At 70.8% G+C, this 20,380-nt stretch carries 24 protein-coding genes and 1 pseudogene; 14 read left to right on the forward strand and 11 right to left on the reverse strand.

All coding sequences use genetic code 11. The features are described from left to right. The first annotated feature begins 238 nt into the window (after positions 1-238). Positions 239-961 (forward strand): glycoside hydrolase family 75 protein, encoded by a 723-nt coding sequence (locus tag OG252_RS46035; protein WP_266445183.1) that lies wholly within the window; start codon positions 239-241, stop codon positions 959-961. A 189-nt stretch (positions 962-1,150) separates the two neighbouring features. On the opposite strand, the gene OG252_RS46040 is transcribed toward OG252_RS46035, so the two are convergent. Continuing rightward, positions 1,151-1,912 carry an SDR family NAD(P)-dependent oxidoreductase gene (locus OG252_RS46040; RefSeq protein WP_266445186.1) on the reverse strand — a complete coding sequence of 254 codons (762 nt, stop codon included), beginning with the start codon at positions 1,910-1,912 and terminating at the stop codon, positions 1,151-1,153. A 142-nt stretch (positions 1,913-2,054) separates the two neighbouring features. Here OG252_RS46040 and OG252_RS46045 point away from each other — a divergent pair, with 142 nt between their 5' ends. Next, positions 2,055-2,693, forward strand: a complete 639-nt coding sequence (locus OG252_RS46045) for a TetR/AcrR family transcriptional regulator (RefSeq protein WP_266445187.1) — start codon at positions 2,055-2,057, stop codon at positions 2,691-2,693. 15 nt (positions 2,694-2,708) lie between these two features. On the opposite strand, the gene dhaM is transcribed toward OG252_RS46045, so the two are convergent. From dhaM to dhaK, 3 genes are read right to left on the reverse strand one after another with little or no spacing between them, the layout of a single operon-like run. Next, positions 2,709-3,119, reverse strand: coding sequence for a dihydroxyacetone kinase phosphoryl donor subunit DhaM (gene dhaM / locus OG252_RS46050; RefSeq protein ID WP_266445190.1), 411 nt, complete (start codon positions 3,117-3,119; stop codon positions 2,709-2,711). Beyond that, entirely contained in the window at positions 3,112-3,711 is a 600-nt protein-coding gene (gene dhaL / locus OG252_RS46055; RefSeq protein ID WP_266445193.1) for a dihydroxyacetone kinase subunit DhaL, read from the reverse strand. Before dhaL ends, dhaM begins: the two co-directional genes overlap by 8 nt. 49 nt (positions 3,712-3,760) lie before the next feature. Beyond that, the gene (dhaK, locus tag OG252_RS46060; protein WP_266445196.1) at positions 3,761-4,753 is read right to left on the reverse strand and encodes a dihydroxyacetone kinase subunit DhaK; all 993 of its coding nucleotides are present in this window, start codon (positions 4,751-4,753) and stop codon (positions 3,761-3,763) included. A 446-nt stretch (positions 4,754-5,199) separates the two neighbouring features. On the opposite strand from dhaK, the gene OG252_RS46065 reads away from it, so the two are divergent. From OG252_RS46065 to OG252_RS46080, 4 genes and pseudogenes are all read left to right on the forward strand, one after another. Further along, positions 5,200-5,604 carry a pyridoxamine 5'-phosphate oxidase family protein gene (locus tag OG252_RS46065; protein WP_266445199.1) on the forward strand — a complete coding sequence of 135 codons (405 nt, stop codon included), beginning with the start codon at positions 5,200-5,202 and terminating at the stop codon, positions 5,602-5,604. Positions 5,605-5,820: 216 nt separating this feature from the next. Beyond that, positions 5,821-6,096: pseudogene (locus tag OG252_RS46070) on the forward strand (aldehyde dehydrogenase family protein); the annotation flags it as partial. A 293-nt stretch (positions 6,097-6,389) separates the two neighbouring features. Beyond that, positions 6,390-7,196 carry an SGNH/GDSL hydrolase family protein gene (locus OG252_RS46075; protein WP_266445201.1) on the forward strand — a complete coding sequence of 269 codons (807 nt, stop codon included), beginning with the start codon at positions 6,390-6,392 and terminating at the stop codon, positions 7,194-7,196. A 145-nt stretch (positions 7,197-7,341) separates the two neighbouring features. Continuing rightward, positions 7,342-7,500 carry a hypothetical protein gene (locus OG252_RS46080; RefSeq protein ID WP_266445205.1) on the forward strand — a complete coding sequence of 53 codons (159 nt, stop codon included), beginning with the start codon at positions 7,342-7,344 and terminating at the stop codon, positions 7,498-7,500. 304 nt (positions 7,501-7,804) lie between these two features. Here OG252_RS46080 and OG252_RS46085 read toward each other — a convergent pair whose 3' ends face one another. Next, positions 7,805-8,380: a PadR family transcriptional regulator gene (locus OG252_RS46085; protein WP_266445207.1), complete on the reverse strand. Its 576-nt coding sequence runs from the start codon at positions 8,378-8,380 to the stop codon at positions 7,805-7,807. A 130-nt stretch (positions 8,381-8,510) separates the two neighbouring features. Here OG252_RS46085 and OG252_RS46090 point away from each other — a divergent pair, with 130 nt between their 5' ends. After that, positions 8,511-8,903: a nuclear transport factor 2 family protein gene (locus OG252_RS46090; RefSeq protein ID WP_266445210.1), complete on the forward strand. Its 393-nt coding sequence runs from the start codon at positions 8,511-8,513 to the stop codon at positions 8,901-8,903. Between the two features lie 475 nt (positions 8,904-9,378). Here the strand turns inward: OG252_RS46090 and OG252_RS46095 are convergent, their stop codons facing one another. From OG252_RS46095 to OG252_RS46110, 4 genes are all read right to left on the reverse strand, one after another. After that, positions 9,379-10,554, reverse strand: coding sequence for a pyridoxal phosphate-dependent aminotransferase (locus OG252_RS46095; RefSeq protein WP_329343915.1), 1,176 nt, complete (start codon positions 10,552-10,554; stop codon positions 9,379-9,381). A gap of 131 nt (positions 10,555-10,685) precedes the next feature. After that, on the reverse strand, positions 10,686-10,874 hold the full coding sequence (locus OG252_RS46100) for a YbdD/YjiX family protein (RefSeq protein WP_266445274.1): 189 nt from the start codon (positions 10,872-10,874) through the stop codon (positions 10,686-10,688). Continuing rightward, a complete protein-coding gene (locus OG252_RS46105; protein WP_266448884.1) occupies positions 10,871-13,024 on the reverse strand; it encodes a carbon starvation CstA family protein in 2,154 nt (717 codons plus the stop codon). Before OG252_RS46105 ends, OG252_RS46100 begins: the two co-directional genes overlap by 4 nt. Before the next feature lie 98 nt (positions 13,025-13,122). Further along, positions 13,123-13,344 carry a DUF3311 domain-containing protein gene (locus OG252_RS46110; RefSeq protein ID WP_329343918.1) on the reverse strand — a complete coding sequence of 74 codons (222 nt, stop codon included), beginning with the start codon at positions 13,342-13,344 and terminating at the stop codon, positions 13,123-13,125. Positions 13,345-13,510: 166 nt separating this feature from the next. Between OG252_RS46110 and OG252_RS46115 the strand changes: the two genes are divergently transcribed. From OG252_RS46115 to OG252_RS46135, 5 genes are all read left to right on the forward strand, one after another. Next, complete coding sequence (locus OG252_RS46115; RefSeq protein ID WP_329343920.1) at positions 13,511-15,073, forward strand: sodium:solute symporter family protein; 1,563 nt, start codon at positions 13,511-13,513, stop codon at positions 15,071-15,073. Then, positions 15,070-15,657 (forward strand): SigE family RNA polymerase sigma factor, encoded by a 588-nt coding sequence (locus OG252_RS46120; protein ID WP_406491317.1) that lies wholly within the window; start codon positions 15,070-15,072, stop codon positions 15,655-15,657. Before OG252_RS46115 ends, OG252_RS46120 begins: the two co-directional genes overlap by 4 nt. An 80-nt stretch (positions 15,658-15,737) precedes the next feature. Continuing rightward, on the forward strand, positions 15,738-16,055 hold the full coding sequence (locus tag OG252_RS46125) for a hypothetical protein (protein WP_266445281.1): 318 nt from the start codon (positions 15,738-15,740) through the stop codon (positions 16,053-16,055). Positions 16,056-16,166: 111 nt separating this feature from the next. Further along, positions 16,167-16,727, forward strand: a complete 561-nt coding sequence (locus tag OG252_RS46130; protein WP_266445284.1) for an isochorismatase family protein — start codon at positions 16,167-16,169, stop codon at positions 16,725-16,727. A 134-nt stretch (positions 16,728-16,861) separates the two neighbouring features. Continuing rightward, positions 16,862-17,557, forward strand: a complete 696-nt coding sequence (locus OG252_RS46135) for a type 1 glutamine amidotransferase domain-containing protein (RefSeq protein ID WP_329343923.1) — start codon at positions 16,862-16,864, stop codon at positions 17,555-17,557. A gap of 93 nt (positions 17,558-17,650) precedes the next feature. Here the strand turns inward: OG252_RS46135 and OG252_RS46140 are convergent, their stop codons facing one another. After that, positions 17,651-18,001 carry a hypothetical protein gene (locus OG252_RS46140; RefSeq protein WP_329343925.1) on the reverse strand — a complete coding sequence of 117 codons (351 nt, stop codon included), beginning with the start codon at positions 17,999-18,001 and terminating at the stop codon, positions 17,651-17,653. 123 nt (positions 18,002-18,124) lie between these two features. Further along, positions 18,125-18,490, reverse strand: a complete 366-nt coding sequence (locus OG252_RS46145) for a DUF6479 family protein (RefSeq protein WP_266445291.1) — start codon at positions 18,488-18,490, stop codon at positions 18,125-18,127. Between the two features lie 130 nt (positions 18,491-18,620). Here OG252_RS46145 and OG252_RS46150 point away from each other — a divergent pair, with 130 nt between their 5' ends. Together OG252_RS46150 and OG252_RS46155 are read left to right on the forward strand one after the other, a co-directional pair. After that, a complete protein-coding gene (locus tag OG252_RS46150; RefSeq protein ID WP_266445293.1) occupies positions 18,621-18,995 on the forward strand; it encodes a ferredoxin in 375 nt (124 codons plus the stop codon). Between the two features lie 154 nt (positions 18,996-19,149). Next, positions 19,150-20,328: an acyl-CoA dehydrogenase family protein gene (locus OG252_RS46155; protein WP_266445296.1), complete on the forward strand. Its 1,179-nt coding sequence runs from the start codon at positions 19,150-19,152 to the stop codon at positions 20,326-20,328. The last annotated feature ends 52 nt before the right edge of the window (positions 20,329-20,380 follow it).

Here is a 20,380-nt window from a genome sequence, read left to right on the forward strand (position 1 = left end):
CCGAACTCACCCGGACGAAGGGGGAGTTCACGCCGCCGCGCGGGCCGCTGTCGTCGCTGATCCCGCGCCGGCGCGGGTGGCCGGGAGGCCGGAGCCCCTCGCGGGCCCGGACTCCCGCCCCCCGTCGGGACCCTGGGGACGTGCACCGTCCGGCCCTCGAGTGGTGGCCGCACGGTTGGTACCGCGCCAGATTGGGCTGGGTGTGCGTCACCTGTCCCCCAGGAGAGGGTTCCTTATCGTGCGTGCCCAGTCGCTGACCTTGGCCGCGGCAGGAGCCGCCCTGCTCGCCCCGACGACACCGCCCGGCATCACGCCGGTCACCGCGTCCGCCGCCGGGCCTCAGGTCGTCCGGCAGGATTCGGTGCCGCGGCGCGCGGCCGAGGTCCGTGCGGCCGACCTGCTGGCCAAGGCGCGTGACTGTACCCCCGTATCCCGCGGGCGGTACCGCAACGACGACGGCGCGCCCGCGACGACCCCCGTCTGCGGCACCCGGGAGGCCGTCTTCTGGAAGGCCGACCTGGACATCGACTGCGACGGCCGGCCCGGCCGCCACTGCAACGACCGCACCGACCCGCTCTTCTCAGGCACCACGGCCTACCAGCAGTCCGACGGCAAGCAGTTGGACGCCGAACGCCTCCCGTACGTCGTCGTTCCCGGCCCGAGCCGCATCTGGGACCACGGCGACGACGGTGTGCGCGGCGGATCGGTGGCGGCCGTCGTCCACCGCGACCGGGTGCGGTACGCCGTCGTCGGCGACGTCGGCCCGCACGACCTCATCGGGGAGGCGTCCTACGCCACCGCCGAGGCCCTCGGCATCCGCCCCGACCCGCGCGGTGGTGGCACGGCCTCCGGCGTCACCTACATCGTCTTCAAGGACATGCGGGTGGCGCCCATCGAGGACCATGCGGCCGCCGTGATGGTGGGGGAGCGGCTGGCGAGGCAGTTCGTGCGAAGCCGGTGAACCCCTGGCGTGGCAGGCGGTTCGGGGCCGCTGAGCGCCTGCCGTGCAGGCGGTACGGGATCCCTGTGCGCCTGGCAAGGCCCTTCGGGCAGAGCCGCTGAGCGCCGCCTGGCAGGCAGTTGGCGCAGAGCCGCAGGGCTTGCCCGGCAAGGCTCTTGGTGCGAGCCGGTCGACGACGCCCGGCCTGCGTCAGACCGCCGACCAGCCGTCGTCGACCGGCAGGACCACGCCGTTGATGTTGCTCGCCGCGTCCGAGGCGAGGAACACGATGGCGGCGGCCTGCTCCTCGGGCTGGGCGACGCGGCCGATGTTGACGAAGTGCGGTCCGAGCGCCGCCGGGCCGTGCGCCTCCCGGTCGGCGTCCACGACGATGGAGGTGGCCGTACCGCCCGGGGCGATGGCGTTGGCCCGGATGCCCTGCTTGCGGTACATCACGGCGAGGTTCTTCGTCAGCCCCACCACCCCGTGCTTGGAGGCCGTGTACGCGGCGCCCGCCGCACTGCCGCGCAGTCCCGCCTCGGACGCGGTGTTCACGATGGCACCCCTGCCCGCCTCGAGCATGTGCGGCAGCACCGCCCGCGTGAGCAGGAAGGGCGCGGTGAGGTTGACCCGGATGACCCGCTCCCACTCCGCGTCGTTCACGTCCGCCAGTGCCGACATGCGGTCCATGATCCCGGCGTTGTTCACCAGGACGTCCACCCCGCCGAAGCGCTCCACGGCGGTCGCGGTCACCTGGTCGACGACGGCCTGCTCGCTCAGATCGCCGGTGACGGCGACCGCGGTCCCGCCCGCCTGCTCGATCTCCTTGACGACCGCCGCCGCGCCGTCGGCGTTGAGATCCGCCACCACCACGCGCGCGCCCTCCGCGCCGAAGGCCAGGGCGGCCGCCCGGCCGATGCCCGATCCCGCTCCCGTGACGATGACGCTGCGTCCGTCGAGTCCGCTGGCCATGACGTGCTCCTGTCCGTGTCTCCGCAGGCGAGGTAACTGCTGGGACCTCACCCTACGACTTAATGTCCGTGAGTGACATAAACTCTTCATGGAGAATTCCGGGAGTGTGATCGCCGCCCAGCCGGAGGACCGAATGCCACCGATGACCGCACCTCGCGGACGTACGGGACGACCGCCCCTCACCGAGGAGCGCAAGGCCGAGATCAGGCTGGAGATCGCCCGGGCCGCGGTCGACCTGTTCGTCGCCCAGGGCGTCACGGCGACCACCGGCGAGCAGATAGGACAGGCGGTCGGCGTCTCGGCACGGACCGTGTGGCGCTACTTCCCGAGCAAGGAGAGCTGCGTACGACCGCTGTTCTCGGAGGGCATCGAGGTGATCGCCGCCTGTCTGCGCGACTGGCCACCGGGACAGCCCCTGGGGCAGCTCTTCGACCGGACGCTCGCGAGCGGGCTCAATGTCGTCGGCGGTCCCGACCGCGGCACCGTCGGCGCGCTGGTCCGGCTGACCCGCACCGAGCCGGGACTGCGCGCCGTGTGGCTCCAGACGTACGACGAGGCCGAGCCGGCGTTCGCCCGCGCCCTGGCCGAACGGGCCGGGCTGCCCGCCGAGGACCTGCGGCCGACGATCCACGCGGCGATGTTCAACGCCGCCCTGCGCGCCGCCGTCGAGCACTACGCCTGGCGCGGCGCCGACGCGTCGACCGACCGCGCGACGGCGGAGGCCGAGCTGGAGGCAACCCTGCGCTCGGCCCTCGCCGTCGCCGCGGAAGGGGTCATCTAGCTGCCCGAGGGGGCGTCATACCTTTCGGTAGGAGTACGCCTCCGCCGCCGCGGCCTCCACCGCCGCGAGGTCGGCTCCCGTCGCCGCCGTGACGACCGCGGCCACCGCTCCTTCGACGAACGGGGCGTCCACCAGGTGGGTGTTGCCCGGGAGTTCGTCGCCCTCGGCCAGCAGCGCCTTCACGGTGAGGACCGCGCTGCCGAGGTCGGTGAGGACGGCCACCCCGGCACCCCGGTCCACGGCGGCGGCCGCGGCGGCGATCAGCTCGGCGCTCGTGCCGAGCCCGCCGCCCTCGGTGCCGCCCGCCGGTGCGACGGGCACCTCGGTGCCGCCGCCCGCCAGCCCCTTGGCCAGCTCGGCCACCGACTCGGCGACCGCCGCGCTGTGCGACACCAGGACGATCCCGACCAGCTTCCCGTCACTCACCGGCCGCCTCCACAAGTCCCGCGACGAGCAGCGACGCCGACGTGGCACCGGGATCCTGGTGCCCGATACTGCGCTCCCCGAGGTAACTCGCCCGGCCCTTGCGGGCCTGCAACGGCGTGGTCGCCAGGGCACCTTCCTCGGCGGCCGTCCGGGCCGCCGCGAAGCCGTCGCCGAGCGCGTCGAGGGCCGGCACCAGGGCGTCGATCATGGTCTTGTCGCCGGGCGCGGCACCGCCGAGCGTCCTGACCGCGTCCACGCCCTCGCGCAGCGCCGCGGCGAACTGCTCCTCACTGACCTCACCGGCGTCCCCGAGCGCCTTGCCGGTGCGGCGCAGCAGCGTGCCGTAGAGCGGCCCCGACGCGCCGCCGACGGTCGAGATGAGCGTGCGACCGGCGAGCATGAGAACCGCACCCGGAGTGTCGGGCGCATCCTTCTCCAGGGACGCGGTGACCGCGGTGAACCCGCGCTGCAGATTGCTGCCGTGATCGGCGTCGCCGATGGGCGAGTCGAGGGCGGTGAGCCGTTCCGCCTCGCGGTCGACGGACGCGGCGGTGGCCGTCATCCAACGGCGGAAGAAGTCGGCGTCGAGCACTGGATCTCCTTGCGTGGTCGGTACGTTGTCTCCGCTGGCCCTCGCCCGCTCACACCCCCCAGCGCAGCCCCGCCGTCTTCACCGGCGCGTCCCACAGACGCAGCAGTTCCTCGTCGATCTGGCACAGGGTGACCGAGGCGCCTGCCATGTCGAGGGAGGTGACGTAGTTGCCGACCAGGGTGCGGGCGACGGCGACACCGCGCTCGGCGAGCACTCGATGCACCTCGGCGTTGAAGCCGTACAACTCCAGCAGCGGGGTCGCGCCCATGCCGTTGACCAGGACGAGGACGGGATTGCGCGGGGTCATGTCGTCCAGGATCGCGCCGACCGCGAAGTCGGCGATCTCCCGCGAGGTCATCATCGCCCGCCGCTCCCGGCCTGGCTCGCCGTGGATGCCGATGCCCAACTCCAGCTCGCCCGGCGGCAGATCGAAGGTCGGGCTGCCCTTGGCCGGTGTGGTGACCGCGCTGAGCGCGACCCCGAAGCTGCGGGAGTTCTCGTTGACCTGCCGGGCCACCGCCTCCACCCGCGCCAAGGGCTGCCCCTCGTCGGCCGCCGCGCCCGCGATCTTCTCCACGAACAGCGTCGCACCCGTACCGCGCCGCCCGGCCGTGTAGAGACTGTCGGTGACCGCCACGTCGTCGTCGACCAGCACCCTGGCGACCTGGATGCCCTCGTCCTCGGCGAGTTCGGCCGCCATGTCGAAGTTGAGCACGTCCCCCGTGTAGTTCTTCACGATGAACAGCACCCCCGCGCCGCTGTCCACGGCCGCCGCCGCCCGCACCATCTGGTCCGGCACCGGCGAGGTGAACACCTCACCCGGGCAGGCCGCCGAGAGCATCCCGGGTCCCACGAAACCACCGTGCAGCGGCTCGTGCCCCGAACCCCCGCCGGAGACCAGGGCGACCTTCCCGGCCACGGGAGCGTCCCGCCGTACGATCACCCGGTTCTCGACATCGACGGTCAACTCGGGATGGGCGACCGCCAGGCCACGCAGCGCATCGGTGACCACGGTCTCGGGGACGTTGATGAGCATCCTCATGGGTACCTCCTGGGGAGATTGGCAGATGAGCCTCTGGCCGGTGTGTTGGCTGGTCAGAGTGGGCTAAGTCAGTTGTCGATCTTGGCGGTCCATCTTGGCAGTCCATGACGGTCGGAAGCGGGCTCTGGCGGGGCTGGTGCCGACTCGATGCTGATTTTGGTGATGGGATGTCAGATGTAGTTGATGTACGGGTTGACGGTTCCAGATGCCTGCTCTCGGAAGTATCGACGCTGATCGGGCGCGGGGTCACGTGTGCGGACGCCGACGGGCGTGTGCGAGTCGCACCGCTGCGCCATGTGGCGACTCATCGAAGGGATCAGCTTGTCCCTGCCGGCAAGCTGCAGCAGGTTGGTAGGACGTCGTTTCTTCTGGTCCGCGAGACCTAAGTCGATGGTCCGACGCGCCGGCCCGATGTGGTTCATCACGCGTGCTGGTCGGATAGCGGAATGAGTGATCCTGTCAGCGAGCCAGGTCCAGCCGTCCGTCTGCGTCTGGCCGAGGAAAGGAACGTCTGGCTGTGCACCGTGCGTCCGGATGGCTCTGGGCACGTCACGCCCGTCTGGTTCGTCTACCAAAGCTCTCGGTGGTGGATAGGTTCGGACCTCAGCTCCGTCAAGGTCAGAAACATCCGCAAGGAGCCCCGGGTGTCCCTGGCTTTGGAGGATGGCCGGTTCCCGGTAGTTGCCGAAGGAGACGCACTCCTGATTGGTGAGGGGTTCCCCCGCGAGATCGTGACCGCGTTCGAGCAGAAGTACGCGTGGGATGTATCCGCTCCCACCCGCCCCGGAAGCAAGCGTGTGTTGCTGGAAGTGCGTGTACGTCGGTGGCTGCTGGCCGGATCGGCCCAGTGACGGCGGCGACAAGAGTCAGCCTGAAGCGATGAGCCGACGGTGACAGATCAGGGCTGCGGCGATGCCGACGAAGGCGAGGAAGTGCTCGGCCCTGCGTTCGTACCGGCGGTGCGGACCTCCCAGCCGTGGCCGACCCGGGCCCGGCGTGCAGGTGGCCGCCCAGGGCGGTGACGCGTTCCGTCAGGCCGACGAGGCCGAAGCCGCCGATCGCCGGCTCTCAACGGCGGTTACTACTTCAAGCCCACCGCCATCGCCGGCCTGGACGACGACGCCCGCACCGTCCAGGAGGAGATCTTCGGCCCGGTGCTGACGGTTCAGGTTCAGCCCTTCGCCACCGAGGAAGAGACGATCGCGCCGGCGAACAGCACGCCGTACGGACTCGCCGCCGGTCTGCAGACCTCCGACCTGGCGCGCGCCCATCGGGTCGCCGCGCGAATGGACGCCGGCATCGTCTGGGTCGACGACTGGACCATGCTCCCCTCGACAGGGCCGGCTCCGAGCGCCCGGCCGCCGCCGGACGGGTCCTCCCGTCGCCCGGGCCGTGGACGCCACCGTTGAAGGTGACCCGGTACGGGCGGTTCGGCGCGAAACGGCGGGCGGTGGCGAAGCCGACCGCGTCCTCGTTGTGCATGCCGATGATGCCCAGGGCGCTCAGGTGCCAGCTCATTGCGGGAAGGTGAGCCCGCAGCTATCCTCATATTCAACAATGCGACTAGGTGCCTAGTTGTTTAGCGATGGTCGTGTGCCACTTCCATCAGCAGCGTTGACGAGAGGCGGGCGGCCCCGTGTCGAGCAGTGGGTATCTGCGCTATGTCGCCCTGGGCGACAGTCACACCGAGGGGCTCGGGGACGGCGACGACGTGCGTGGTCTTCGGGGCTGGGCGGACCGGCTCGCCGAGCAGGTCGCCCGCCACAGCCCCGGCCTGCTCTACGCCAACCTCGCGGTGCGCGGCCGTAAGGCCGGTCAGGTGCGCGCCGAGCAGCTCGCTCCGGCTCTCGCGATGAGGCCCGACCTCGCCACCGTGGTGGCTGGGGTCAACGATGCGCTGCGCCCGAGCTGCGACCTCGACGAGGTGGCCGGCCATGTTGAGGCGATGTTCGCCGCCCTCGCCGCGCAGGGCGCCACCGTAGCGACCCTCATGTTTCCCGATGTCGGGCGTATCACGCCGCTGGCCCGCCCGATCGGTCACCGTGTTCTCGCACTCAACACGCGCATCCGGGAGGCCGCCGACCGCCACGGCGTGGTGGTGGCGGAGACGGCCGCGCACGCGGCGGCGACCGATCCGCGGTTGTGGAGTGCTGACCGGCTGCACGCCGGCCCGCTGGGACACGCGCGCATCGCGGCTGCCGTGGCCCAGGCGCTCGGTCTGCCGGGCAGCGACGACAAGTGGACCCTTCCCCTTCCGGCCGTGGGGACAGACATCTCTGTCTGGAGGACCGTGGGTGCCGAAGTGCGCTGGGCCGGCACCTTCCTCGGCCCTTGGGCCGGCCGCCGCCTGCGTGGCCGCTCCTCCGGCGACGGCCGCCAGGCCAAGCGGCCGGCGCTGCTTCCGGTGGCCGCGTCCGATGGGGACATCTCCCCATCCGTGTGATGCTCTGGCTTGCGACGACGCCGGTGGCTCCTCGTGCTGAACTGCACTCATCGGCCTGGCCGGCGCGGACGAGGGGGCGAAGGCCGGTGGCAGCAGACCGACCTCGGGGTGCGGATCGTCCAGTCGATCGATCGACTGGAAGGTGGTGGACGAGAAGGAGATGACGGACGAGTTCGGCAAGGGCAAGCTGTTCGGCGCGCTCGTCGCCCCGCGACTTCACCTCCACCGTCGCCGCACTCACAGCCCCGAGGCGGCGCGCAACGCCGTCCGCCCGACACTCACCGTGCCGTGCTCCTGCTGCTGACCGACCCGACCGTGGCACAGGTCGGGGACGGGCATCCGCTCGACTCCCACAGTGGCCTGGGCCTGAGCGCCTTTTCTACTCGCTCGTCCTCGTCGTCCGCTCCATCCTCTACTGCGACGCCCAGGGCGACGCCGGACTGCCCCGAGGCTGGGTGATCCTGGGCTGGGACTCGCGGTCGCGTGCCTCTTCGGCTTCGGCGTGACCCGGTTCTGCGACCGCAAGGGACTGCATCGCAATCCCGCCGACAAGGAACCGCAGCCGGTACTAACTTTGTTGACTAACTGCGTGGGTGGGACCGCCGCAGTCAGCCGTCGGCCCGGAGCGCGGCCGTGCGCTGTTCGAGCCTGCGCAGCGCCGTGTCCCCCCACTGGAGGTTCTCCCGCTCGAACGACATCCCGCGCAGCAGGGTGAGATACGGACCGACGCGCTCGGCCTCGGCGAAGTACGCCTCCTCAGAGCGCCCGTCGAGCAGGCGCTGCCGGAGCCGCTCGTAGCGGGCCAGCTTGGCGGTGGCCCACTCCATGCGCTCGGCGATGGCGGTCCGGACCGCTTCCATGTCGCCCGCGTCCAGGCACTGCACCTTGACGAGCAACTCGTCCCGGATCACCGCCGGTTTACCCAAGGGCTCGGTGGTGTAGGCGTGGACGGCCTTCCGCCCGGCCTCCGTCAAGGAGAACAGTCGCTTGTTGGGGCGGCGCTTCTGCTCGACGACGCGGGCCGTGACGAGTCCTTCGGCCTCCATGCGATCCAGCTCTCGGTAGAGCTGCTGAGGTGTCGACATCCAGAAGTTGGCGACCGTCGCGTCGAACGCCTTCGCGAGGTCGTACCCGGACGCCTCGCCCTCCAGCAGCGCGGCCATCACCGCGTTCCGCAAAGCCATGGATGCACGCTAACAGATTAATCAACAAGGTGAGTAATAGTCACCCCACCCCTTCCCTGTAGACAAGCCCTGACGGGCCCTCTAATCTCCACCACACCTATTCACTTTTCTGAGTATCAGAGGTGGGCTCATGCATCCCTTCCGCAAGGCCGTCGAAAGCGGCGACCTGGACGCCGTGGCCGCTCTGCTGGCCGACGACGTCGTCTTCACCAGCCCCGTCGCCTTCAAGCCGTACCCGGGCAAGGCGATCACCGCGGCGATCCTGCGCGGCGTGTTCCGGGTCTTCGAGGACTTCACCTACATCCGTGAGATCGCCAATTCCGACGGCCGCGATCACGCCTTCGTCTTCACCGCCACTGTCGCCGGCAAGCAACTCCAGGGATGCGACTTCCTGCACTTCGACGACGACGGGAAGATCGACGAGTTCACGGTGATGGTGCGCCCGCTCTCCGCCGCCCAGGCGCTCGGCGAGGCCATGGGCGCCCAGTTCGAGCAGATCGCCCGAGAGGCCGCCGAACAGTAACCACGACGACGGACTTCGACGCGGTGGTCATCGGCGCGGGGCAACGCCGGACTGACCGCCGCCACCCTCCAACGCTGGGACTGCGCACCCTCCTGGGGAGCGCCACAACGTCCCCGGCGGCTGCGCCACCTCCTTTCGACGAGGCCGCTTCGAGTTCGAGACGGCGCTGCACCAGCTGTCCGGAGTCGGCCTGGAAGTCCAGCCGTACACGCTGCATCCGCGCCAAGATGGCCCGCGCGGTCGAGCTGGCCACCGTGCTGGGCCACGACAAAGTCGACCAGGCCCTCGGACTTGCGGCCACGGCCGGGCGCTTCGCCGACGGCGACCTGCTCTCGATCCTGGGACACCTCGCCGACAGCAGGCCGCCGGCGAGGCTTACGTCCTACGATCCGCTGCCCGAGGTACCTCGACGCCCTCCCGGTCGCGGGAGCGCTTGTACTCAGTGGACCGACGAGTACGCGGCTGTCGGCTTCGCCTATGGAAGCGTGGCCACGAACTTCCCGAGCCGTGCGATCCCCTCGCGGAGGTCGTCGGCCGAGGCCGCGTAGGACAGTCGCACGTGTGTCTGCGCGGTGTGTACGCCGAAGTCCCTGCCCGGGGTGAGGGCGACGTGCGCCTCCTGGAGTGCTCGTTCGCAGAACTGCCAGGAGGTGAGCCCGGTGTGGCCGACGTCGAAGTAGACGTAGAACGCGCCGTCGGGCGGGACGGGGACCGGCAGTCCGATCCTTGCCAGGCCGTCGAGGACGAGCGCGCGCCGCTCGGAGAACTCGACGCGGCGTTCCTCGCAGACCGCGAGGGACTCGGCGGTGAAGCAGGACAGCGCCGCGTGCTGCGCGGGAGTGGACGCGCAGAGGAAGTAGTTCTGGGCCAGTCGCTCCATCGCCGGCACGAGAGCCTCGGGGACGACGCACCAGCCGAGTCGCCACCCGGTCATGCCGAAGTACTTCGAGAAGCTGTTGATGACGATGGCATCGGGGTCGTACGAGAGTGCGCTGCACGGCGGCCCGCCCTGGGCGTCGTGGTCGCTGAGGTCGAGGTAGATCTCGTCGACGATGCGCCACGCGTCGCGCTCGCGGGCGAACGCGCAGATCGCCGCCAGCTCCTCGGCCGGAACGGAGGTGCCCGTCGGGTTGGACGGGGTGGCGATCATGACGCCGCGGGTCCGGTCCGTCCAACTCGACCGGACCGACGAGGCGTTCAGCTGGAAGCGGGTCTCGGCGGTGGTGGGAACGAGCGTGACGTCCGCGCCGAAGCTCTCGACGATCTGCCGGTTGCAGGGGTACGACGGATCCGCGATGAGCACCTCGTCGCCGGTGTCGACGAGGGCCGCCGTGGCCAGCACCAGGGCAGCGGAGGCGCCCGCGGTCACGACGACCCGGGCGGGGTCGACCTCGACACCGTGCCGGTCCCGGTAGAACCCCGCGATCGCCTGCCGCAGGGCGGGCAGCCCGAGCGCCGCGGTGTAGGCCATCGGCCGGCCGTCCATGGCCTCGCGCATCGCGTTCAGTACGGCGGGGGGCGCGCCGAAGTCCGGTTCACCGAGGCTGAGTTTGACGACGTGGTGGCCCTGGGCCTCCAGTGCCGCGGCATGCTTGCCGAACTCCATGGCGTAGAACGGGGCGACGGCCTGGGCGCGTTGCGAGATCCTCATGCGGCGGCCTCCGGCCGGATCGCGTACAGAAGGGGCACAGTTTATGCGCTGAGCTGGGCGCGAAGGTGTGTGGGCGGGTGCCGGCCTCACGGCTCACAGGTGCACCCGCCCCCCGGTCGGTGACCGGGCCGTCAGCAGCAGCGGCTCTGCGGGTGGCTCTCCCGGTGGAGCGTGCGCTGCACCTCGTACTCGCGGCGGGTCGGTACCGGCGCGAGCGGGTGGTGGCGTCGGTGCCGGTCGCAGTGGCGGTCGTACTCGGCCTCGCCCGTCAGCTCGCGCAGGTACCAGCGTACCGCCCGGGCCCACCGCCGGATGTTCATGAGCGGGCTCCCGCGAGCGGTTTGCCGACCTGCTCGGGCACGTCGATGCGTGACTCGACGTACGGCGCCTCGGTGGTCGGCAGGGGAGACGGCGACCGCAGGGCACGTACGCACACCACCGCCGCGTTCACGATCACCACGGCGACCAGCAGCAGGAAGAGGGTGATGAGTACGCCGTCGACGGTGGAGTTGGTGACCACGGTGTGCATGTCGTCGACGGTCTTGGCGGGCGGGAGGACCTGACCGGCGTCGATGGCGTCGGCGTATCGCGCGCGCTGGGTGAAGAAGCCCACCCTGGGGTCGTCGGAGAAGATCTTCTGCCAGCCTGCGGTGAAGGTGACCACGACCACCCAGGCCAGTGGGACACCGGTGACCCAGGCGAAGCGCAGCCGTCCGGACTTGATGAGGACCGTGGTGCAGACGGTGAGGGCGATGGCGGCGAGCAACTGGTTCGCGATGCCGAAGAGCGGGAAGAGCTGGTTGATCCCGCCGAGCGGGTCGGTGGCGCCGGTGTAGAGGAAGTAGCCCCAGGCGGCGACGACGAGGGCGCTGCACAGCCAGATGCCGGGCTTCCAGTTGACCCGGCCGATCGGCTTCCAGACGTTGCCGAGCATGTCCTGGAGCATGAACCGGCCGACCCGGGTGCCCGCGTCGACCGTGGTCAGGATGAACAGCGCCTCGAACATGATCGCGAAGTGGTACCAGAAGGCCTTCATCGCGGTACCGCCGAAGACGCCGGAGAAGATCTCCGACATGCCGACGGCGAGGGTCGGCGCCCCGCCCGAGCGGGCGATCAGGGTCTGCTCCTCCACCGCCTTGGCCGCCTGGGTCAGCTGGTCGGGGGTGATGGTGAAGCCGAGGCCGGCCACCGCGTGGGACGCGGACTCGGCCGTCGTGCCGAGGAGGCCCGCGGGGGCGTTCATCGCGTAGAACAGGCCGGGTTCCAGGGTGGCCGCGGCGATCAGCGCCATGATCGCGACGAACGACTCCATCAGCATGGCGCCGTAGCCGATCATCCGGACCTGGGATTCCTTCTGGATCAGCTTCGGGGTCGTGCCCGAGGCGACCAGGGCGTGGAAGCCGGACAGCGCGCCGCAGGCGATGGTGATGAAGAGGAAGGGGAAGAGGGACCCGGCGAAGACCGGACCGGCGCCCGAGCCCGCGAACTCGCTGACCGCGTCGGCGCGCAGCACCGGGGCGGCGACCACGACGCCGACCGCGAGCAGCGCGATGGTCCCGATCTTCATGAAGGTGGACAGGTAGTCGCGCGGCGCGAGCAGCATCCACACCGGCAGGACCGAGGCGAGGAAGCCGTATCCGACCAGGCAGAAGACGAGGGTCGTCGGGCTGAGGGTGAAGGTGTCCGCGAGCGAGGAGTTCTGGATCCAGCCGCCGCCGACGATGGCGAGCAGGAGCAGCGCCACCCCGATGAAGCTGGTCTCGACGACCCGGCCGGGGCGGATGCGGTGCATCCAGAAGCCCATGAACAGGGCGATCGGGATGGTCATGGCGACGGAGAAGGTGCCCCAGGGGGAGTGCGCGAGGGCGTTGACCACGACCAGGGCCAGCACACCGAGCAGAATGATCATGATGGCGAAGACGGCGACCAGTGCGGCGGCGCCGCCGGCCCGGCCGATCTCGTCACGGGCCATCTGCCCGAGCGACTTGCCGTCCCGCCGCATGGACAGGAACAGCACCACCATGTCCTGCACCGCCCCGGCGAAGATCACCCCGGCGACGATCCACAGGGTGCCGGGCAGGTATCCCATCTGGGCCGCGAGCACCGGTCCGACCAGCGGACCGGCGCCGGCGATCGCGGCGAAGTGGTGGCCGAGCAGCACCCGGCGGTCGGTCGGCTGGAAGTCGACGCCGTCCTCCAGACGTTCGGCGGGCGTCGCCCGACGATCGTCCGGCTTCAGCACCCGGCGGGCGATGAAACGCGAGTAGAAGCGGTAGGCGATGGCGTACGAGCCGAGCGCGGCCACCACCAGCCAGACCGCGGAGATCTCCTCACCGCGGGCCAGGGCCAGGACGCCCCAGGCGACGGCGCCCAGCAGCGCGACGGTCACCCACAGCGCAATCGACCGCGGGGACATGCGGGACCGTACGGGCGGCGGCTCCTGTGGCGCCGGGAGAGCGGATTCGGGCATGGCTGACGTAGGCATGGCGGCTCCTCACCTCGGGGGTGATGTTGTGAGAGGACGTGCGTGAAGATCAGCGACCGGGACGTGACTCCCGTTCGCCCGGATCAGGGATCGCGGTGTTCGTGCCTGGTCAGCGCGTACGCGGCGAGCAGGCACAGGCCGCAGCCCGGCACCCAGGCGAGCTGGTACCAGTAGAAGAACGGCGTGCCCGCGAGCGCTGGGCTCGCACCGGCGTACCAGGGAACCCACAGCAGCCCCGCGGCGGGCGCGAGGAGCAGTACGACTACGGCGACGCGCCGTAGCCGGGGATGACCGGTCCGTGCCATGACCTGTGCTCCTCTCCCGCTCGCTGTGGGTCTGTGCAAGAGTTGCCCACCCGCCGGAAGTGGTTGACAGCGGATTTCCAGAAGATTTCCGCCGGTGTTCCGTCAACCGAACCAGCCGTCTGCGCAACCAACCGGTGAGATCCAGGCACACCAAGGACGGTGACCCATGGCCGACGGCGCCATGACCGCGACGTTCCTCGTCGTGATCGGCGGAGCGTCGCTGCTCGCCGTCACCGCACCCCGGCTGCGTCCCAGCGACCGGCTGCCCTCCCTGGAGGGCTGGGCACTGGCCGACCGGAGCCTGGGCCCGGTGTGGACCTGGTTCCTGCTCGGCGGCACGATCTTCACCGCGTACACCTTCACCGCCGTCCCCGGACTGGCGTACGGCAACGGCGCGCCCGCCTTCTTCGCCGTGCCGTACACGGTGATCGTCTGCCCGCTCGCCTTCGTGCTGCTGAGCCGCCTGTGGACCGTGGCCCGCCGGCACGGCTACATCACCGCCGCCGACTTCGTGCGCGGCCGCTACGGGTCGCCGTCGCTGGCCCTGGTGGTCGCGCTGACCGGGATACTCGCGACGATGCCGTACCTGGCGTTGCAGCTGCTCGGCATACGCGCGGTGCTGACGGCCGGGGACGTGTACCCGCGCGGGGCGGGCGGGGACCTGGTGATGGTGGCCCTTTTCGCCGGGCTCGCGGTGGCGACCTACCGGCACGGGCTGCGCGCACCCACCGTGATCTCCGCGCTCAAGGCGGTGGCCGTGTTCGTCTCCCTCACCGCCGTGTGCTGGCTGGTCCTCGACCGGCTCGGCGGCCCCGGCCCCGTCTTCGACGGCGCCGCCCGGCGGCTCGGCGGAACGGACGCGGCCCACTCCGCGCTGCTGCTCTCCCCGGCCCAGCAGCCGGCCTACGCCACGCTCGCCTTCGGCTCCGCGCTGGCCCTGCTGATGTACCCGCACGTCCTCACCGCCGGCTTCGCCGCCGACGGCCCGCGCACCCTGCGCAAGGTCTCCGTGGCGCTGCCCGCCTGGACGGCGCTGCTCGCGCTCTTCGGCTTCCTCGGCGTCGCCGCCCTCGCGGTGGGGGTACGGGCGCCCGAGGGCGGCGCCGAGGCCGCCGTGCCGATGCTGGTCGACCGGCTGATGCCGGGGCCGCTGGCCGGGCTGGTGTTCGCCGCGATCACCGTGGGGGCGCTGGTCCCGGCCGCCGTGATGTCCATCGCCGCCGCCACCAGCTTCGTACGGAACGTGTACGTCGAGTACGTCCACCCCACGGCCACGCCCAAGCGGCAGGTGCGCATCGCCAAGGCGGTGTCGCTGACCGCGAAGGTCGGGGCGATCGCGTTCGTGTTCGGACTGCGCGACCAGGACGCGATCAATCTCCAACTGCTCGGCGGCGTCTGGATCCTGCAGATCTTCCCCGCCGTGGCCGTCGGGCTGTTCACCGGCCGGCTGCATCCCCGGGCACTGCTGGCCGGATGGGCCGTGGGCATGGCGGCCGGAACCGTCCTGGTCGTGCGGGAGGGTTTCTCGTCCGTCGTGCCGGTCGGCCTCGGCGGCCCTTCGGTGGAGATCTACGCCGGGCTCGTCGCCCTCCTGCTCAATCTGACCGTCGCCGTGGCCGCGACCCTGGCCCTGGAACGACTGGGCGTCCCGCGCGGCGCCGACCTCACCGACCTACCGACCCGCCTGACCGTCAGGCGGCGCCCCGAGACGGGAGCGAACAACCCGTGAGACGCAGACAGAACATCCCCCTCACGCTGCCGCCCGTGCCGCCGCCCGCCACTCCGGCCGATTCGCTCATACCCGCGGCGAGCGACCCGGCCGACCTGGAGCGGGAGGCCGCCCTTGCCCGCCTGTTCGAGCTGCACTACGCCTCCATGCTGCGCCTGGCCGTGCTGCTCGGCGCGGACGACCCGGAGAACGTGGTGGCCGAGGCGTACTACCAGATCTACCGCAAGTGGCGGCGGCTGCGGGACACCAAGGCGGCGGAGGCGTACCTGCGCTCCACCGTCTGCAATCTGACCCGGATGCGCATACGTCACCTGCAAGTGGCCCGCAGACATGTGGAGAACCCGCCGGAGGAGGTCGTCGCATCCGCCGAGAGCACCGCCCTCCTGCACGACGACCAGCGTGTGCTGATCGACGCGCTGCAGCAGTTGCCGGCCCGACAGCGTGAGGCGCTCGTGCTGCGGCACTGGCTCGGGCTGAAGGAGAGCGAGATCGCCGCCGCGATGGGGATCTCCTCGGGGTCGGTCAAGACACACACCTCGCGCGGCATCGCCGCCCTGAGTCAGGCGATGGAGGCTCGGCAATGAACGACACCGGTCGGGGGCGAACCGGGAACGAACGCACCGGGAACGAACGCACGGAGAAGGACGGCACGGAGAGGCGCCGCATGGAACCTGAGCGCGGCCGGGCGCCGGAAGGCGCGGTCGACGCGGGCCGCACGGAACGGGAGCTGCGCGAAGCCCTGGAGAGACTGGCCGGCGGAGTACAGGCCGCGCCGGACGCCTACCGCACGGCTCGCGGCGAGTGGCTGCGCCGCGAACGCCGCCGCCGGCTCGTCCTCGCCGTCCTGATCGCCGTCGTCTTCACCCTGGCCACGCTGATCGGCCTGTGGGTTCTCAACCAGGCCCCGGCCGACCCCGGCGTCATCTTCTCCGGCGCCGGGAAGGCGGTTGTCCTGGGAGGGGTGGCCGCCGGGCCGGGATGAGGGGCGTTTTCGGGGCGGAGTGCGTGCCGGGACGGTTGTCAGTGGGTGGGTCTACTGTGCTGTGGACACCGAAGTTTGGACACCGAAGCCCATGCTGAGTCGGGGGAGCCCATGACCACACTCGAGAACCGTCCGAATACGGCACTCCTCGTCGTCGACGTGCAGAAGGGCGTCGTCGAGACGGCCCACGAGCGCGATGCGGTCGTCGCGAACGTCGGCAGTCTGGTCGAGCAGGCGCGGCGGGAACGGGTCCCTGTCATCTGGGTCCAGCATTCCGACGAGGACTTGGTGAAGGGGAGCGACGACTGGCGGATCGTCCCCGAGCTGACTCCGGGCATCGCCGAGCCGCTCGTCGAGAAGAACTACGCCGACTCGTTCGAGGACACCATGCTGGAGACCGTGCTGTCGGGCCTCGGAGTCGGGCGACTCGTCGTCGCCGGCGCGGCGACCGACGTGTGCATCCGCTCGACGCTCCACGGCGCGTTCGTCAGGGGGTACGACGCGATCCTGGTCAGCGACGCCCACACGACGGACGACCAGACGGCATGGGGAGCGCCGCCGCCCGACCAGGTCGTCGCGCACACCAACCTGTACTGGACCTACCAGACCGCGCCGGGACGGACGGCCGGTACGGTCGGAACCAAGGACGTCGACTTCGGCGGTACGGCCTGAAGCGTCCGAGTCCGGGTAGCGGCAGCAAGCGTGGGTGGTGATGATTCAGCCAGGAGAGCCGACACCACACCGCCTGACGCGGCAGCATCCAGCACCCCACCGGTCCGTGACGGACCGTGCCCCAGGAGATGACGATGGCGAAGATCCTTTTCGTGATGACCGGCGCCGACCAGTGGACTCTGGCCGACGGCAGCACCCACCCCACGGGCTTCTGGGCCGAGGAGGCCGTCGCCCCGTACGAGGCCTTCAAGGCCGCCGGACACGAGGTCACCGTGGCCACTCCCGACGGCGTGGTCTCGCCCGTCGACCAGGGCAGCCTCAGCTCCGACGCCAACGGCGGTCCGGAGCAGGCGGCCAGGATTCGCGCCGTGGTGGAGACGGCCCCCGAGTTCCAGGCCCCCATCGCGCTGACCGAGGTACGGCTCGACGACTACGCCGCGGTGTACGTCCCCGGCGGCCACGGCCCCATGGAGGACCTGGCCGTGAACGCCGACGCCGGCAGCATCCTCATCCGGGCGCTGGACAGCGGCATGCCGGTCGGCGTGGTCTGCCACGGCCCGGCCGCGCTGCTCGCCGCGGTCAAGGAGGACGGCACCAACGCCTACGCCGGCTACCGCATCACCGCGTTCACCAACACCGAGGAGCAGCTCGCGGGCAACGCCGAGCGCGCCAAGTGGCTGCTGCAGGACCGTCTGACGCAGGCGGGCATCAAGGTCGAGGTCGGCGAGCCGTGGACGCCGCACGTCGAGGTCGACCGCACGGTCGTCACCGGCCAGAACCCGGCCTCCTCCGCCCCGCTCGCCGCCGAGCTGCTCAAGAAGCTCGCCTGAATCCCTCGCGGCTGGGGCCCGGGCACCCGCCCGGGCCCTTCTCCCGCTCAACCGCACCGCGCACGGGCGCCCGCGCGCCGGTGCCAGAAACCGTCAGGTCCGATTACCCTTCGGCTTGCCCCGCTGGTCCGGTGTGCCGTGCGGCGGCGGGCTGAAGGGCTTCGGCGAGGTCGCGGGCGACACCCGGGAGCCGCCGGCGTGCGCGATCTGTTCGGGGCGCAGGGCGCCCGGGTCGCCGGACGTCGGCTCGGCGCCCGCCTCCAGCTGCTCCAGGCGGGCCGTCAGCACTTCGGTCACCGGGACGCGGTCGGCGTGCGTCCGCTCGTATGCCAGCAACTCCTCGACGTCCTGTGCGCTCAGGGACCGTACGAGGCTCTCCAGGCCGCCGATCGGCAGCTGGTCGTAGTCGGGCAGCGGCAGGCTGTCGCGGCCGGAGTCGGCCATGGGTCTCACTTCCCTCTGCGCGATGTCGTGCGATGGCCTCCACGCGTCTGTGAGAGGCCCTGTGAACGCGGGTGAACGCGGGTGAACGCGGTGGTGCTACGACCGGCCGGGCGCCGTCCGGTGTCAGCGCCCGCCCGCCCCGCCGCTCCCGAAGGAACCGCTGCTGCCCTCGTCCCAGCGGGGCCGGTCCGTCGACGAGCTGGTGCGGGTTCCGGCGTTGCCGTGCTGGGGGAGTTGGTGCGGGGTGAGGCGGTGGTCGCTCCGCGGCACCTCGTCGGGCTCCCGGTTCTCCCGGACCTCGCGAACCGGACCGTCCTCCGGCAGCCTCGGCTGCTCCTCCGGCGTCGGCGGCGGGAGCTCCCGGCGCTTGACGCGGACACCGAGAGCGAAGGCGCCGATCAGCACCGCCACGACCACCACGCCCGCCACGATCAGGCCGATGCCGAGAGCGCCCCGGCCTGCGGCGATGTCCATCCATGAGGTATTCATGGCACGCGAGTACCCCTGGCACCGTGGGCGAACCGGGCGCCCCACAGGGCGGAGGGGCGGGTCCCGGAAACCGGCCGGAACCCTTGGAAACACCGGGTTTGGGCCGGTCGGGGGCGGCTACCCGCTCGGTGTGACATCGACGACATCCCAGCAGGAGCTCTTCCGGTTCCTGGAGGACAGGTTCGCCTGCGCCCAGGCATGCACGGAGTGTGCGCGGGCGTGTGCCCTGCGCGCCAGCCTCGTGGATCCGGACGGCACCGAGGAACAGGAACTCGTACGACGCAAGGGCATCATGTGTGCGGAGGTCTGCGACGCGACCTGCCGGGTGCTCTCCGAACAGAACTGCCTGGACGAGGAGAGCATCCGCGTCCAGCTGGAGTGGTGCCGGTCCGTGTGCCTGGAGTGCGCACACGTCTTCGACCGGTACGCGGGCGCCGAGGACAGCGCGAAGGCATGCCGGGAGTGCGCGCAGGCCTGCACGGACTTCATCGCCACACTGGTCTGACGGCCTTCGCTCCAAGGGTCAGGCGGCCGGGCGTCCGAGGGTCGGGCGTCCGGGGGTCGCCCGGGCATGCCCGTCCGCGCATGCCCATTCCCAATTTCTGGAACACGTTCTACCGTGTGCGCCGTCAGGACCGGTCCGGGAGCCTGGAGGCGCCGTGCATCTCGATCACACGCCCGAGCAGCAGCGACTGCGCACCGAACTGCGCGCCTACTTCGCCGAGTTGGTGCCGGACAACGCGCACGCCCGCTTCACCGACCGAGCCGCGCAGAAGCGCTTCTACCGAACCACCATCCGCCGGCTCGGTGGCGACGGCTGGCTCGGCGTGGGCTGGCCGAAGGAGTACGGCGGCCGCGGCCTGACCGCGATGGAGCAGTTCATCTTCTTCGACGAGGCCGCCCAGGCCGGCGTCCCGCTGCCGCTCATGGCTCTGAACACCGTCGGCCCCACGATCATGCGGTACGGCACGGAGGAGCAGAAGGCGTACTTCCTTCCGAAGATCCTCTCCGGCGAGATCGACTTCGCGATCGGCTACAGCGAGCCCGACGCCGGCACCGACCTGGCCTCCCTGAAGACCCGTGCCGTCCGGGACGGCGACGAGTACGTCGTCAACGGCCACAAGATCTGGACCACCAACGGCGACACCGCCGACTGGGTCTGGCTCGCGGTCCGTACCGACCCCGACGCCCCGCCGCACAAGGGCATCACCATGCTCCTGATGCCGACCACCGACCCCGGCTACTCCTGCACCGTGATCAACACCCTGGCCTCGCACGACACCACGGCCAGCTACTACGAGAACGTTCGCGTGCCGGTCTCCCACCGGGTCGGTGAGGAGAACCAGGGCTGGCGCCTGATCACCAACCAGCTCAACCACGAACGCGTCACCCTCGCCGCACACGGCACCATGGCGATCCGCGCCCTCCATGACGTCCAGCGCTGGGCCATGGAGACCAAGCTCGCCGACGGCCGCCGCGTCGTCGACCTGCCCTGGGTACGCCGCCTCCTCGCCCGCACCCACACCAGGCTCGACGCCCTCAAGCTCCTCAACTGGCGGATGGTGGGCGCCGTCGAGGACGGCACCCTCACCCCGCAGGACGCCTCCGCGGTCAAGGTGTACGGCTCCGAGGCCCGCCGGGACGCGTACGCCTGGCTCATGGAGATCGTCGGTGCCGCCGGCGCGCTGAAGGAGGGCTCGGCGGGGGCGGTGCTCCACGGCGAGCTGGAACGCGGCTACCGCTCGGCGGTCATCTTCACCTTCGGCGGCGGCAACAACGAGATCCAGCGGGAGATCATCTCGTGGATCGGGCTGGGGATGCCGAGGGTACGGCGTTAGCCTGTTGTGACGAGGATTTATAGTTGGCACAAAAGAGGGATGGTTGGCATCA

Source organism: Streptomyces sp. NBC_01352, from assembly GCF_036237295.1.
GTDB lineage: Bacteria > Actinomycetota > Actinomycetes > Streptomycetales > Streptomycetaceae > Streptomyces > Streptomyces plumbiresistens.

Excerpts from the sequence above, each read along its gene's own strand:
- OG252_RS46040 (WP_266445186.1), bottom strand. The coding sequence starts at position 1,912 with ATGGCCAGCGGACTCGACGGACGCAGCGTCATCGTCACGGGAGCGGGA.
- OG252_RS46045 (WP_266445187.1), top strand. The coding sequence starts at position 2,055 with ATGACCGCACCTCGCGGACGTACGGGACGACCGCCCCTCACCGAGGAG.
- dhaK (WP_266445196.1), bottom strand. The coding sequence starts at position 4,753 with ATGAGGATGCTCATCAACGTCCCCGAGACCGTGGTCACCGATGCGCTG.
- OG252_RS46065 (WP_266445199.1), top strand. The coding sequence starts at position 5,200 with ATGAGTGATCCTGTCAGCGAGCCAGGTCCAGCCGTCCGTCTGCGTCTG.
- OG252_RS46085 (WP_266445207.1), bottom strand. The coding sequence starts at position 8,380 with ATGGCTTTGCGGAACGCGGTGATGGCCGCGCTGCTGGAGGGCGAGGCG.
- OG252_RS46090 (WP_266445210.1), top strand. The coding sequence starts at position 8,511 with ATGCATCCCTTCCGCAAGGCCGTCGAAAGCGGCGACCTGGACGCCGTG.
- OG252_RS46095 (WP_329343915.1), bottom strand. The coding sequence starts at position 10,554 with ATGAGGATCTCGCAACGCGCCCAGGCCGTCGCCCCGTTCTACGCCATG.
- OG252_RS46100 (WP_266445274.1), bottom strand. The coding sequence starts at position 10,874 with ATGAACATCCGGCGGTGGGCCCGGGCGGTACGCTGGTACCTGCGCGAG.
- OG252_RS46105 (WP_266448884.1), bottom strand. The coding sequence starts at position 13,024 with ATGCCCGAATCCGCTCTCCCGGCGCCACAGGAGCCGCCGCCCGTACGG.
- OG252_RS46110 (WP_329343918.1), bottom strand. The coding sequence starts at position 13,344 with ATGGCACGGACCGGTCATCCCCGGCTACGGCGCGTCGCCGTAGTCGTA.
- OG252_RS46115 (WP_329343920.1), top strand. The coding sequence starts at position 13,511 with ATGGCCGACGGCGCCATGACCGCGACGTTCCTCGTCGTGATCGGCGGA.
- OG252_RS46125 (WP_266445281.1), top strand. The coding sequence starts at position 15,738 with ATGGAACCTGAGCGCGGCCGGGCGCCGGAAGGCGCGGTCGACGCGGGC.
- OG252_RS46130 (WP_266445284.1), top strand. The coding sequence starts at position 16,167 with ATGACCACACTCGAGAACCGTCCGAATACGGCACTCCTCGTCGTCGAC.
- OG252_RS46135 (WP_329343923.1), top strand. The coding sequence starts at position 16,862 with ATGGCGAAGATCCTTTTCGTGATGACCGGCGCCGACCAGTGGACTCTG.
- OG252_RS46140 (WP_329343925.1), bottom strand. The coding sequence starts at position 18,001 with ATGGCCGACTCCGGCCGCGACAGCCTGCCGCTGCCCGACTACGACCAG.
- OG252_RS46145 (WP_266445291.1), bottom strand. The coding sequence starts at position 18,490 with ATGAATACCTCATGGATGGACATCGCCGCAGGCCGGGGCGCTCTCGGC.